Consider the following 14,017-nt stretch of genomic DNA (forward strand, 5'->3'; position numbering starts at 1 on the left):
TCGGGGTACGGTTATTCCATCTCGGTTACGGGGTCGCTGACGACGCTTGAATCCCGCAGTCCCCCGAACCGTTTGTAGAACTTCTCCCCGGGCCCTGGCAGCGGGCCGGAGGCGTTCTCGAGGGTTTCGTCCAGCCATTGCTCGGCCCGCAGATAGATTTTCCGGTACAGATTACGGCAAAGCTGCTTGGCGCTGCGGCCCTCCCAGTCACCCGGTAACAGTTCGTCGGGCAGCAGAGGGTCCCGCAGCAGAATCTTGCGGTACTCATGAATCAGCAGGATGCGCAGAATCAGGCACTCCTCCGGGTTGAGCGTGTCTTCGGACTGAAGCTCACGCCACAGGGGGCGGAACTGTGTCAGGAAGTGCCGGTAGCGGCCCCCAAGCTCATCCAGGTTCCAGCTCTCACGGACCAGCAGGCGAAGTGCCCTGGGGCTTTTCTGCTCCATCGGTATGGTCTGCATCACGATGGTGTCATCCAGAGCGCCCCATTCCTGCAGCATGGGAATCAGTTCGCTGCGAGTGAACCTGGGGTGCTCCATCAGGCCCGGAGCCATACTGCCAAAGCTGAGCCACTTCAGTTCCTCCCGGACTTTCTGACGAAGTTCCGGCGACAGCTGATTCAGGTACACAATGCACCAGCTGCCGTTCCACTCTTCGGTAGCAAGATTGAAAACATGCTTGAAGGCCTGCTCGAACCGGCGCAGCCCCGGACCGGTGAGGCTGTAATAACTGCAGCGTCCGACTTTTTCGGTTTGCAGCCAGGATTCCTGAACCAGGCGATACACCGAAGTGCGCACCAGCCGCTGACTGATGCCCATAGGTTCTACCAGTTTCATCAGGCTGCCAAGCCAGACATTGCCACCGCGGGGAACAATGGCATCGCCATAAATGGTGATGATGAGAGAGCCGGCGCGGAGTGGCCGTTTCTTCTGGAAGGTTTTGACGAGCAGTTCAAGCTGGCTTTTCGCAGTCATGGGTCTAAGTTCGCAAATAAGAATCAATGAAACACGTTGTGGGTATTATGCGGGTCTCACGTGTCAGGTAAAGGTTTGTCTCTCTGGTTGCCGTGCTGGCGCGTAGTGTCGGCGTCAGCTTTACTTATAGGGCCTTGGCCGCACGCCCTGAAATCAGTTGACATGGAAGTTATGATACAATAACTTCGTTTGATGTTCGTCAATGGTATCAAGTTTTACCGGGAGCGAAGTATCAGAATTGCTATGATCGCGGATCAAGAAACAAAAACCTACTCAAGCCCCTGCACAATTCGGGAGAATAAAAACAATGCTTAAGATAATGATGCGTCGCGCAAGAAAATGCGCAGTAGTTGCTGCAGCCGGTCTCATGATGATGAGTGCCCAGGCAGCTGAACCAATCAAAATCGGGTCGTTCCTGTCGATTACCGGTCCGGCATCCTTCCTTGGCGATCCCGAGCTGAAAACCCTCGAGATGTACGTCGAAAAAATCAATGAAGAAGGCGGTGTCCTGGGGCGTCCGTTGGAGCTGATTCACTATGACGACGTTGGCAATGCCTCGTCTGCCCGTAATTTCGCCAGCCGTCTGATCCGTTCGGACCGGGTGGATATCATCGTTGGTGGCAGCACCACTGGTGCCACCATGGCGGCGGTCCCACTGATCGAGCAGGCGCAGGTTCCGTTCATTTCTCTGGCTGGTGCGGTGGTTATAACCACCCCGGTGAAGAAGTGGGTGTTCAAGACACCTCAATCCGACCGCATGGCCGCAGAGCGTATCCTGACGGACATGAAAGATCGCGGCGTCAGCAAGATCGGTCTGATTTCCGGCACTGGTGGTTTCGGCAGTTCCGGCCGTACCCAGACTCTGGAAGTGGCGGAGCAAATGGGTATGGAAGTCGTCGCCGATGTCACCTACAGCGGATCTGATACAGACATGACCGCCCAGCTGACCAATATCCGTAACACGAAAGGTGTTGAAGCGGTTCTCAACTTCGGTTTCGGTCAGGGTCCGGCCATTGTTACCCGCAACTACGCCCAGCTGGGAATGGAACTGCCGTTTTATCAGTCCCATGGCGTGGCGTCTGACAGCTTCCTCGAACTGGCTGGCTCCTCTGCAGAAGGTCTTCGCCTGCCGGCGTCACCGCTGCTGGTGCCCGACTCTCTGCCGGATAACGATCCCCAGAAAGAAGTGGTCCAGAACTACAAGGCCGAGTACGAAGCGCGCTGGGATTCCAAGGTTTCAACCTTCGGCGCCTATGCGTACGACGGGCTGATGCTGGCGGTCCGCGCCATTGAAGAGGCGGGTTCGACAGATCCCGAGGCCGTTCGTGAGGCGTTGGAAAATATCAAGGGTTACGTCGGTGTGACTGGTGAGTTCAACATGTCTCCCGATGACCACAACGGCCTTGATGCAGATTCCTTCCGCATGCTGGAAGTCCAGAACGGCGAATGGAACCTGATTAACTGATTTTCCTTTCACCTGTCTCGCGGCTGGCGGCTGCCCACCAGGGTAAGCCGCCAGTCGATGTTCGACTGGAACCACCGCTATGCTCGCAGAATTCTTACAGTATCTGTTCACCGGGATTACTATCGGTGCGACCTACGCCCTGATAGCCCTCGGTTTTACCCTGATTTACAACGCCAGCCACGTCATCAACTTCGCCCAGGGCGAATTCCTGATGATTGGGGGCATGGCGACGGTTTCCCTGACGGCCATGGGCGTGCCCATGGCCGTTGCGGTTGTGCTCGCCGTTATCCTGGCAGGCGTGCTGGGCATTGCGCTTCAGCGCCTCGCCATTGCACCGGCCAAGCAGGCCGATGTGGTCACCCTGATCATTATAACCATTGGTGCATCGATCTTTATTCGCGGTATTGCCCAGTTAGTCTGGGGCAAGCAGTACCACGTGATGCAGAATTTCAGCACCAGTGAGCCCATCCAGGTTTTTGGCGCAGTGCTGAACAGTCAGAGCCTGTGGGTCCTGGGTGTCGGTGCAGTAATGGTGGTCGCTCTGGTGTTGTTTTTCACCAAGACACTGATTGGCAAAGCCATTCTGGCGACCTCCATGAACAAGGACGCGGCGCGCCTGGTGGGCATCCGGACCCAGATGGTGTTGATGCTGGCCTTCATGGTGTCTGCACTGCTGGGCTCGGTTGCCGGCATCGTGGTGGCACCAATTACCTTCACCTCCTACGACATCGGCATCATCCTCGGCCTGAAGGGCTTTGTCGCTGCAGCTATCGGCGGTCTCGGCAGTGGTGTGGGCGCGGTTGTCGGAGGTTTGGCTCTGGGTATCGTTGAGGCCATGACAGCCGGTTACATTTCTTCTGATTACAAGGACGCGGTGGCGTTTTCCATGATTCTGCTGGTGCTGTTTTTCATGCCTCGCGGACTCTTCGGTGCCAAAATCGTGGAGCGTGTCTGATGTTGAACCGGTTTATGCAGTCGCGCCTCCGGGGGCTGATGGTCCTCGCACTGATCTTGATTATTATCCCTGCTTTTCTGAGCAACCCGTTTCATTATGAACTGGCCACCCAGATAGCCATTATTGGCGCTACGGTTGTCGGCCTGAACCTTCTGGTGGGCTTTGCCGGCCAGATCAGTCTCGGCCATGCCGGGTTCTTCGGCCTCGGTGCTTACTTCACGGGTATCGCGACGGGAACCTATGGATGGCCGTCTGTGCCAGCCCTTTTGGTTGGTGCTATCGTCGTCGGCATTATTGCATGGGTTGTCGGACGCCCGATCCTGCGTCTCAAAGGGCATTACCTGTCCATGGCAACCCTTGCGGTGGGCTTTATTATTGCCATCATCCTGAACAATGAGCGTGCCATCACCGGTGGTCCCGACGGCATGCCGGTCCCGGCTTTTGAAGTGTTCGGCTGGGAGCTCAGCTCGTTTGGCACTTATTCGCTGTTCGGACTGGAGATTTCTGGCGTTCAGGCCTGGTATATGTTTGCCAGCGGGGTTCTGTTGCTGGCGGTCTGGTTTGCCCTGAATCTCATAGAATCGCCTATCGGCCGGGCCTTGCGTTCCGTTCATGGGTCGGAAGTGGCGGCCAGCGTGGTGGGCGTCGACACCGCGAAGTACAAAAGCCTCGTATTCGTGATCTCCGCCATCTATGCCAGCCTGATGGGCGGCCTTTACGCCCATTTTCAGGGCTTTATCACTCCGGCGGTGGCAAGCTTCGAATTCTCCATTCTCTTTATCACCATGGTCGTCCTTGGTGGCATGGGCTCCACCTTCGGTGTGATTCTGGGCGCCGTGGTGCTGAAGCTGTTGCCCCAGGTTCTGGCGGATTTCCAGGAACTCGAAACGGTTATGTTCGGCCTGATCCTGATGTTGACCATGATTTTCATGCCCAAGGGCCTGTTGCCAACCCTGACCGCTGCAGTTTCCAAACGACTACGCAAGAAAACGGGAGGTAAGGCATGACAGCACTGGTTGAAGTAAAAGGGCTGGATAAGGCCTTTGGTGGTGTTCATGCGGTGGAAGGTGTCAGTTTCGCCGTGGAGGCCGGGCAGGTCTATTCTGTCATTGGCCCGAACGGTGCTGGCAAAACCACGTTGTTCAACCTGATTACCGGCCTCTACATCCCCACGAAGGGCGAGATTCTGCTGAATGGCGAGAGTACTGCCAAGCTGGAACCGAACCAGCTTGCGGAACGGGGCATGTGCCGGACCTTTCAGCAGATGCAGATCTGTATGAACATGACCGCCATCGAGAATGTGATGCTCGGTCGACACCTGCAGCTTAAAAGCAGCCTGTTTACCACGTTGTTCCGCTTGCCGGCTTTGCGGCGGGGCGAGGAGGCAGCCTACAAACGTGCCGCTGACCTTATGGAGTATGTGGGTTGTGGTGAGTACGTGGGTGCCGAGGCCTCTGCGATGTCTTACGGTGCACTGAAGCGGCTCGAAGTTGCCCGGGCCCTGGCGGCGGAACCCAAGGTCATTCTGCTGGATGAACCGGCGGCAGGTCTTAACGCAACGGAGACTGCAGCGTTGGAAGACCTGATCCGGAAAATTGCGGATCAGGGTATAACCGTGATGTTGGTTGAGCACGATATGAAACTGGTTATGGGAATTTCCGACCGGTTGCTGGTGCTTAACTATGGGCGCGTTCTGGCCGAGGGTACGCCCGCGGAAATCCGTCAGAACCCGGACGTTATCGCCGCCTATCTCGGTGGCTGAGCAAAGAGACATTTCACATGAGCGAGCAACACACTGAAATGGCGCCTGCCCAGTCACGCAGTGAGCAGGCCGTCCGAATTATTGTTCAGGAACATCAGGCGCTGTGGCGGATCCTGGATCTGCTGGATCAGCTTCTGAGTGATATGAACCTCAACGACCAGCGGCCGGATGAGCGGCTGTTCAAGACGATCTTTGATTACATTCAGCACTTCTCCCAGCGGGTACACAGTACGCCAACGGACATTGAGCTCTACAAACGGCTCAGTGAGAAGTCCCCCGAGACAGCGCCTCTGCTGGAGAAACTGGCCAGGGGCTACGTGATCGGGCATGAAAAGCTGCTGGAGCTGCGCCAGCTGCTGGCGGAGTGTGAGGAAGGCTGGCCGGAAGGTCGTGAGGACTTCAGCCACGCCCTGGCACGTTTCACTGAAGCCTTGCGTAAGCACATCCGCAAGGAAGAGGGTGTGGTTATTCCCCGGGCCCGGAAACTGCTGACCGAGGAAGACTGGCAGCAGATCATCGAAGCGCGGGATGTGGAAAACGACCCTTTGTTTGGTGAGCGGGTGCGGGAAGAATTCCGGGAGTTGCGTCACCAGATTGTCAGTTATACCCCGGAAAAGTTCGGGGGCCTGGGTCTCAAACATTCAGAACGGGTTACCGCGCCTCACGCAAAACAGGAAATGTTGTCCATCAAGGGACTGGTGACGTCCTATGGCCAGATTGAGGTCCTGCATGACGTGGATATCCATATCAACAGTGGTGAGATCGTATCGCTTGTGGGGGCCAATGGTGCCGGTAAATCGACCCTGCTGATGACCATTTCCGGATTACAGCCCACCGATCGCGGCGTCATAACATTCGAGGGCAAGGATCTGGCAAAGGTCAGTGCCGATAAGCGAGTCGCCGATGGCATTGTGCAGGTGCCTGAGGGCCGTCAGGTGTTCAAGGACCTCAGTGTTCATGACAACCTGCTGCTGGGTGCTTACACCCGTGGCAAGACCCCCGAGGTAAAGAACGACCTGGAGCGTATGTACACCAAGTTCCCCATCCTTCGCCAGAAACGCCACAATCTGGCAGGTGAGCTGTCCGGTGGCCAGCAGCAGATGCTTGCCATGGGGCGGGCATTAATGGCCAAGCCAAGACTGCTGCTCATGGATGAACCCAGCATGGGCCTTGCGCCGTTGATTATCGAAGAGATTTTCAACATCGTAAAAGAGCTGAAGGAAGAGGGCATTACCATCTTCCTGGTTGAGCAGAATGCCTCCCAGGCCCTGGCATTGGCTGACCGTGGCTATGTGCTTGAAACCGGGAACGTGGTGATTGAAGGCACCGGCCGTGAACTGCTCAGCAATGAGAAAGTTCGTGAGGCGTACCTGGGCATGTAATGCCCGGAATCGGGTCCTGTGGCAGCGGCTTCAGGGCTTCAAACATGGCTCGCCTCGTTATCGGCCGGTTGGGTGCGGATGAGGGTAGGGCGGCCAGTGTCCAGGGCCTTGATCAGCTGGCTCTGTTTTTCCCGGATGCCTTCTGCCGCCTGTTCGCGAACCGGCCCGTAGCCTCGAACGTCAGCGGGCAGTTCGGCCAGTTGCAGGAAGGTTTCGTAGTTGCTGGCGTCCAGTTCCCGACCCATGCGGGCCACCAGGCTCTGATAGTCCTTCAGCATGGCGCGATCCAGCTTCCGGTCTGCGGAGTAACGGAATGGGTCCACCGGGGTTCCCCGCAGGTTGCGGAACTTCGCCAGCAGCCTGAAGGCCCGGAACATCCAGGGGCCGAACCGGCGTTTTTTCGGGCGCCCCAGGGCATCGGTTGCTTTGCTCAGAAGGGGCGGCGCCAGGTGGAAATGGACCTTGAAGTCACCTTCAAAGGTTGCCTTCACCTCTTTCATGAAGTCGGTTTCCGCGAACAGCCGGGCCACTTCGTACTCGTCCTTGTAGGCCATGACGCGATACAGCTGCTGCGCCACCGCACGGGTCAGGAACAGGTTGGTCTGGCCCAGGGCTGCTTCGGCCTTGCGGACTCCGGCAACACTGTCACGGTACTGGTTGGCCCAGCGCTGGTTCTGATAGTTGACCAGGTGCCCATGACGGGTCGCGATCAGCTCATCCAGAGTCGGCTCGGCCTTAATCTCCGCAACCTTGCCATTGCCAGTGTCCAGCAAGTCCGTGACCGCGTTCAGATCAACCGCCGCCAGACGGCCCCAGCCGAATGCTTCCTTGTTTCGGTCGATCGCCACGCCATTGAGCTCGATGGCTTTCATCAGCGCCGCTTCAGACAGGGGCAGCAGCCCTTTCTGCCAGGCAAAGCCGAGCATCATCACGTTGGAGAACACGGTATCGCCCATCAGCTTCTCGGCGATGCCGTTGGCGTCGAGCTGGTCGAAATGATCCTGGCCGACCGCGTCCCGGAGCAGGCCCAGTCGCTTGTCGGCCTTCATGTCGGCATCGCGGTAGAGCACGTAGTCGGCAGTGGGCAGTTCCGCTTCGTTGGCAACAATCCGGGTGTGGTTCGGTCTGAGCGTACTCAGGGCTTTCTGGGAGGACGCCACTACCAGATCACAGGCGATAACCGCATCCGCCTGACCATTGCTGATTCTTACCTGATGCAGTTTGTCAGGAGACGGCGCCAGGCGCACGTAGCTCAGCACGGTACCGCCCTTCTGGGCGAAGCCCATGAAATCCAGCACCGAGGCTCCCCGGGATTCCAGGTGCGCGGCCATGGTGATCAGCTGGCCCACGGTGACTACACCGGTGCCACCGACGCCGCCAACGAGCAGGTCATAGGAGCCTGTCAGCCCCGGCAGTTCCGGAGCTGCTGTGTTGGCCAGTTTGCCGGTCAGTACCGACCCGGTGTCCATACCCCGGGATTTGCGCAGCTGCCCGCCTTCGATGGTGACAAAGCTGGGGCAGAAGCCGTTGAGGCAGGAATAGTCCTTGTTGCACGAAAATTGGTCGATCTTGCGCTTGCGGCCCAGCTCGGTTTTGCGGGGCACAACCGAAAGACAGTTGGACTGCACCGAGCAATCGCCGCAACCCTCGCAGACATGATGGTTGATAAACGCCCGCTTGGCCGGATCCGGGAACTGATTGCGCTTGCGCCGCCGGCGCTTTTCAGCAGCACAGGTCTGGTCGTAAATCAGCACGGTGCAGCCCGGAATCTCCCGCAATTCCCGTTGAACCGTATCCAGCTCGGAACGGTCGTGGAAGGTCACATCCTTCGGGAACAGGTGCTTTGGGTCGTCGTATTTATCCGGCTCATCGCTGAGCACAACCACCCGGCGAACGCCCTCGGCAGCCATCTGCTGGGCAATCATGGAGACGGTGATCTGGCCATCCACCGGTTGGCCGCCGGTCATGGCGACAGCGTCGTTGAACAGAATCTTGTAGGTAATGTTGATGCCTGCCGCCACCGCCTGGCGGATGGCCATGGAACCGGAGTGGAAATAGGTGCCTTCGCCCAGATTCTGGAAGATATGAGGGTTGCCGATATAACGGCTCTTGCCAATCCAGTTGACCCCTTCACCCCCCATCTGGATCAGAGATTCCGTGTTCCGGCCCATCCAGGAGGCCATGAAGTGGCAGCCAATGCCCGCCAGAGCCTTGCTGCCTTCAGGCACCTTGGTGGAGGTGTTGTGGGGGCAGCCGGAGCAGAAATAGGGCAGGCGCTTGACGCCACCCGGATCCTGAGCCTTGGACATGATGCTGATCTCGGCCATGCGTTCGCTGAAGTCCAGGGAGAAGAACCGGCCAAGCCGGGCCGCCAGGTAGCCGGCAACCAGTTTCGGGCTCAGCTCACCCACGTAGGGGATCAAGGGGCGTCCCAGTTCATCCTGTTTGCCGGTAATCAGCACCTCGCCGGGGCGGTCCGGCTCGGACATGGCTTCCTTGATCTGGCTTTCGATGATGCCCCGCTTCTCTTCAATGACCAGGACTTCTTCCTTGCCATGAACGAAGTTCAGGATGCCGCGGCGCTCCAGAGGCCAGACCATACCGACCTTGTAGATATCCAGCCCCATGGCCCGGGCCTTGTTTTCATCAATGCCCAGCAGGCCCAACCCCTCGAGCAGGTCCAGGTGGCCCTTGCCGGTAGTCACAATGCCGAAGCGGGCTTGTGTGTTGTTGAACAGGCAACGATCAAGGGGATTGGCCCTGGCGAAGGCCTGTACGGCAGCCAGTTTGTGTTCGATACGGGTTTCGAGTTGGGGGCCGGGCAGGTCCGGCCAGCGGTAGTGAAGACCGCTTTCGGGTGCGGTGAAGTCATCGGGCGTTACGAATTCGGGCTGGGGTGGCAGCTCCACCGACGCCGCGCTTTCAACCGTCTCGGAGATGGCCTTGAAACCGACCCAGCAGCCACTGTAACGGGACAGGGCGTAGCCCCAGAGGCCGAACTCCAGATACTCGGCGATGTTGGCCGGGTTGATGGTGGGCATGAAGAAACTCATGAACGCCACATCGGACTGGTGGGGCATGGAGGAGGACACGCAGCCATGATCATCACCGGCGACTACCAGAACACCGCCGTGGGGGGATGAACCGTAAGTGGTGCCGTGTTTGAGGGCATCGCCGGCGCGGTCAACCCCGGGGCCTTTGCCGTACCAGAGGCCGAAAACACCATCGACCTGACGGTCATCGTCGGTTTCCACCTGCTGGGTGCCCAGCATGATGGTGGCAGCAAGGTCCTCGTTAATCGCCGGGACGAAGTCGATGCGGTTGTCATCGAGCAGGGTCTGGGCCTGCCAGAGTGCCTGGTCGTAGGCACCGAGGGGGGAACCCCGGTAGCCACTGACCATGCCGGCGGTGTTCAGTCCCTGTTTGCGATCCAGGGCGGCCTGCATCAAGGGTATGCGGACCAGAGCCTGTGTTCCGGTCAGGAAAACCCGGCCCGATTCCCGCAGGTAGCGGTCTTCCAGTTTGTAATTGTCGAGCTGTGGGGTATCGGCGGGCATGGGGTCTTCCCTTTTGTCTAGTTTATGACCAAAAGTATAGAGGGAAGTTCGCAAAAGGTGCTTGCGTATTAGGTGAGGGCTTTCGGGGTTTGCGAAAGGATATTTGATAAAAGACAATGTTAAGCAAGAACCTTTGATAAAAATCAGGTGTTACCAAATGAAACAGGTTGATCTCGATAAACTGGACCGGCGGATCCTGTCCGTGCTTCAGCAGGACGGGCGTATCAGTAACCAGTTACTGGCGGAACAGGTGGGATTATCGCCGGCGGCTTGCTGGCGGCGGGTACGGACTCTCGAAGAAACCGGCGTGATCCAGGGCTACAGCGCCCGTGTGGATCCGGAACGGGTCGGTCAGGGGCTTTGCGTGTTGGTCAACCTGTCGCTGCAGAGGCACAACATTGACAGCACGGCAGAGATCGAGCAGCAGCTCAGCAGCTACCCGGAGGTACTTCAGTGCTTTGCCGTTACCGGGAGTGCCGATTTCGTGATGCGGGTAGTCGTGCCAGATATGGCCAGTTACGATCGATTCCTGAACAAAAAGATCTTTACCTTGCAGGGCATTGCTCAAGTGAATTCAAACTTTGCATTGCGGGAGATCAAGAATACCGAGACCATCCCGGTGGATGGTCTGGAATGAGGCCTCAGGGGGGTAAACCTGAGCGCCTGTCCGCAGGACCGGGAGAAAGTCCGGCCGCCCGGTGTTACTCGGGCTTTTTGGCAACCAGGGTCAGGATGTCATAGCTCGCAACCAGCTCGTCGTTCTGGTTGTGAACCTGAACATCCCAGACCACCACCCCCTGGGGGTGCCCGTCTGGAGATGTCCGACCCTGATCAATTTTGCGCTTGCAGGTCAGCCGCGCCCGGATGGTGTCTCCCGGGGCAACCGGCTCGATAAAGCGCAGGGTGTCCAGACCGTAGTTCGCCAGCACCGGGCCTTCACCCGGATACACGAACAGGCCGGCTGCTGCGGAAAGCACAAAGTAGCCGTGGGCAATGCGCTTGCCGAACTGGGAGTCCCGCGCAGCAATTTCATCAAAGTGCATATAGAAGTGATCGCCGGACAGGCAGCCGAAGTTGACGATGTCCGCCTCGGTAACCGTGCGCCGGTGCGTCAACAGGGATTCGTTGATCTGCAGCTCTTCAAAATGGCGTCGGAACGGATGCACCTCGGTTTCGATCAGATCGGCACCACGCACGTACTCACGGGTGACCGCAGCCAGCATGGTCGGAGAGCCCTGGATTGCGGTTCTTTGCAGGTAGTGATGAACCGCACGGATACCGCCGAGTTCTTCACCACCACCGGCACGGCCGGGTCCGCCATGCTTGAGCATGGGCAGCGGCGAACCGTGGCCGGTGGATTCCTGTGCGGCTTCGGCATCCAGCAGGTGCAGACGCCCGTGGAAGGCCGCCAGCAGGGGGACAATCTTGCCGGCAATGGCCGGATCTCGGGTGGTCAGGGTGGTGACCAGCGAGCCCCGGCCTTGGGCACACAGAGCGACCGCGTCCTCGATGGTGTCGTAGGGAATCACCGTTGCAACCGGTCCGAAGGCCTCGATGTCGTGGGCGCCACAGCCGTTTTCAGGATTCCGGCACAGCAGCAGATGTGGCTCGATGAACGCGCCTTTCCCGGTGCCTTCGCCGGTCGGCTTGAAATCACCGTTGCCACCGGTGACCAGTTCGCTGGTTTTCAGCAGTTCCTGAATGTTGGCTTTGACATCTTCAAGCTGCTCAATCGAGGCCAGGGCCCCCATGCGAACCCCCTCAACGGAAGGATCGCCGACAGTGATTTTCGACAACCGCTCCTTGAGCTTGTCGCAGATGGCGTTCACCTGGCTTTTTGGTACCAGGACCCGGCGGATCGCGGTACATTTCTGGCCTGCCTTCGCGGTCATCTCGCGGCCCACCTCCCTCACAAAGAGTTCGAATTCTTCGTGTTCGGGGGTTACGTCCGGCGCCAGAATGGCACTGTTCAGGGAATCGGCCTCGGCGTTGAACGGAATCGACCGATTGATGATGTTCGGATGATTCTTGAGTTTGCGAGCGGTTGCAGCCGAGCCGGTGAAGGTAACTACGTCCTGCTCTTCAAGGTGGTCAAACAGATCGCCGGTGCTGCCGATGATCAGCTGCAGGCTGCCTTCGGGCAGGGCGCCGGATTCCTGCATCAGGCGAACGGCCAGTTCGGTGACGTAGCAGGTGGAGGTGGCCGGCTTCACAATGCAGGGCATGCCCGCCAGGAAGGTGGGCGCAAACTTCTCCAGCATGCCCCACACCGGGAAGTTGTAGGCGTCAATGTGTACCGCCACGCCGCCGCGAGGCACCAGGATATGGGTGCCGGCAAAGTGGTTATTCTTGCCCAGCGGCGTTACCGGGCCTTCGTGCACCACGTTGCCGGACGGCAGTTCGCGGCGGCCCATGCTGGCGTAGGCGAACAAGGTGCCGAAGCCGCCGTCGATATCGATGCCGTTGTCGCCTTTGCTGGACCCTGTGTGCATCGACAGTGCGTAGAGTTCTTGCTTGTGTTCTTGCAGGTAAAGGGCCATCGCCTTCAGGGCGAGGGCGCGCTCCTGAAAATCCAGTGCAAGCAGATTCTTGCCGCCAACCGTGCGGCCATATTCCACGGCTTTCTTGAAATCAAGGGTGTCATCGTGGGTACGTGCTACGATTTCGCCATTAATGGCGCTGGGCAGAGCCTTGGCGGCTTTTTCACCGACCCACTGGCCGGCAATGAGACTTTTCAGGACTGACATGGGGAAACTCCATTCGTTTCTGAACTGGCAAGGCAAGTCCCACTTACGCGAGGCTTGCCTTGCTGGTGTCTTGGTTGTTGGCTGGCTGGCAACTACATCTCGTCGTAGTTCAGAACAACCTTGTCGCTGATCGGATAACACTGGCAGGAGAGCACGTAGCCGGCTTCCACTTCGTAATCTTCCAGGGCGAAGTTCTGGTCCATTTCCACTTCGCCTTCCACAACTTTGGCGCGGCAGGTGGAGCAGACACCGGCTTTGCAGGAGAAGGGCAGATCCGCGCCTTCCTCGTTGCCGGCCTCAAGAATACTCTTGGTGTCGCGAATCAATGGGAACGTCAGAGAGCGGCCATCGGCGATGACGGTCACTTCGCTCACCGACTTCGGGTCAACCTTGGACGGAGCCCTGTCCTTACGGGCCTGGGGCGCACCACCGAGCGGCGTAAACAACTCGAAATGGATCTTGTTCTTCTCCATGCCATGGCGAAGCAGCGAGTCCTGCACGTCCTCCGTCATTAACTGGGGGCCGCAGATGAAGGCGGCGGTGAGATCCTTGGCGTTGATCCAGTGATCAAATAGGGCGTCGCACTTGTCGTGGTCAATCCGCCCGTTGTACAGGTCAATGTCCTGCTCTTCACGGGTGAAGATGTAAACTAGGTTCAGGCGGGCCATGTACTCGTTCTTGAGATCCTGGAGCTCGTCCCGGAACATGGTGCTGCTGGTGGCCTTATTGCCATAGAACAGCGTTACTTCGCTCTTGGGTTCGGTTTCCAGCGTGGTTTTGACAATTGACAGGATCGGGGTAATACCACTGCCAGCGGCAACCGCCAGGTAATTGCCTTTCCGCTCGGGATCAAGATCGATGGAGAAATGCCCCTGGGGCGGCATGACTTCCAGCGTTGCACCGGGTCTCAGCTGCTCATTGGCATAGGTCGAGAACCGGCCACCGGACACTTTTTTGACCGCGATGCGCAGTTCCTGGTCTTTGACGCTGCGGCAGATCGAGTAGGAGCGTCGCACTTCCTTGCCATCCAGCCTGGTTCTGACAATCAGGTGCTGGCCCTGCTTGTAGCTGAACTTGTCTGCCAGGTCTTCTGGCAGATCGAATGCTAGTGATACGGCGTTTTTTGTTTCAGGTCTGACCTCTTTGAGGGTCAGTGGATAGAATTTGTTCATGAT

General features: G+C 58.2%; 10 protein-coding genes and 1 pseudogene. 7 read left to right on the forward strand and 4 right to left on the reverse strand.

Annotated features, from left to right (window positions below; translation table 11 throughout):
- Positions 1 to 11: 11 nt before the first annotated feature.
- Positions 12 to 974 carry a phenylacetic acid degradation operon negative regulatory protein PaaX gene (gene paaX / locus F6Y09_RS06095; RefSeq protein ID WP_152206053.1) on the reverse strand — a complete coding sequence of 321 codons (963 nt, stop codon included), beginning with the start codon at positions 972 to 974 and terminating at the stop codon, positions 12 to 14.
- A 307-nt stretch (positions 975 to 1,281) separates the two neighbouring features.
- Here paaX and F6Y09_RS06100 point away from each other — a divergent pair, with 307 nt between their 5' ends.
- From F6Y09_RS06100 to F6Y09_RS20485, 6 genes and pseudogenes are all read left to right on the forward strand, one after another.
- Complete coding sequence (locus F6Y09_RS06100) at positions 1,282 to 2,439, forward strand: ABC transporter substrate-binding protein (RefSeq protein WP_152206054.1); 1,158 nt, start codon at positions 1,282 to 1,284, stop codon at positions 2,437 to 2,439.
- Between the two features lie 79 nt (positions 2,440 to 2,518).
- Positions 2,519 to 3,394: a branched-chain amino acid ABC transporter permease gene (locus F6Y09_RS06105; RefSeq protein WP_152206055.1), complete on the forward strand. Its 876-nt coding sequence runs from the start codon at positions 2,519 to 2,521 to the stop codon at positions 3,392 to 3,394.
- Positions 3,394 to 4,401 (forward strand): branched-chain amino acid ABC transporter permease, encoded by a 1,008-nt coding sequence (locus tag F6Y09_RS06110; protein ID WP_152206056.1) that lies wholly within the window; start codon positions 3,394 to 3,396, stop codon positions 4,399 to 4,401. Before F6Y09_RS06105 ends, F6Y09_RS06110 begins: the two co-directional genes overlap by 1 nt.
- A complete protein-coding gene (locus tag F6Y09_RS06115) occupies positions 4,398 to 5,156 on the forward strand; it encodes an ABC transporter ATP-binding protein (protein WP_152206057.1) in 759 nt (252 codons plus the stop codon). Before F6Y09_RS06110 ends, F6Y09_RS06115 begins: the two co-directional genes overlap by 4 nt.
- A 38-nt stretch (positions 5,157 to 5,194) precedes the next feature.
- Positions 5,195 to 5,623, forward strand: a pseudogene (locus F6Y09_RS20480) (hemerythrin domain-containing protein); the annotation flags it as partial.
- A gap of 210 nt (positions 5,624 to 5,833) precedes the next feature.
- Positions 5,834 to 6,538 (forward strand): ABC transporter ATP-binding protein, encoded by a 705-nt coding sequence (locus F6Y09_RS20485; RefSeq protein ID WP_246180417.1) that lies wholly within the window; start codon positions 5,834 to 5,836, stop codon positions 6,536 to 6,538.
- A gap of 38 nt (positions 6,539 to 6,576) precedes the next feature.
- Here the strand turns inward: F6Y09_RS20485 and F6Y09_RS06125 are convergent, their stop codons facing one another.
- Positions 6,577 to 10,095 carry an indolepyruvate ferredoxin oxidoreductase family protein gene (locus F6Y09_RS06125; RefSeq protein WP_152206059.1) on the reverse strand — a complete coding sequence of 1,173 codons (3,519 nt, stop codon included), beginning with the start codon at positions 10,093 to 10,095 and terminating at the stop codon, positions 6,577 to 6,579.
- Between the two features lie 157 nt (positions 10,096 to 10,252).
- Between F6Y09_RS06125 and F6Y09_RS06130 the strand changes: the two genes are divergently transcribed.
- Positions 10,253 to 10,732, forward strand: coding sequence for an Lrp/AsnC family transcriptional regulator (locus tag F6Y09_RS06130; protein ID WP_152206060.1), 480 nt, complete (start codon positions 10,253 to 10,255; stop codon positions 10,730 to 10,732).
- 64 nt (positions 10,733 to 10,796) lie between these two features.
- Here the strand turns inward: F6Y09_RS06130 and paaZ are convergent, their stop codons facing one another.
- Positions 10,797 to 12,842, reverse strand: a complete 2,046-nt coding sequence (gene paaZ, locus F6Y09_RS06135) for a phenylacetic acid degradation bifunctional protein PaaZ (RefSeq protein ID WP_152206061.1) — start codon at positions 12,840 to 12,842, stop codon at positions 10,797 to 10,799.
- A 92-nt stretch (positions 12,843 to 12,934) separates the two neighbouring features.
- On the reverse strand, positions 12,935 to 14,014 hold the full coding sequence (paaE, locus tag F6Y09_RS06140) for a 1,2-phenylacetyl-CoA epoxidase subunit PaaE (RefSeq protein WP_152206062.1): 1,080 nt from the start codon (positions 14,012 to 14,014) through the stop codon (positions 12,935 to 12,937).
- Positions 14,015 to 14,017 lie beyond the last annotated feature (3 nt).

The organism is Marinobacter changyiensis (genome assembly GCF_009193265.1).
Classification (GTDB): domain Bacteria; phylum Pseudomonadota; class Gammaproteobacteria; order Pseudomonadales; family Oleiphilaceae; genus Marinobacter; species Marinobacter changyiensis.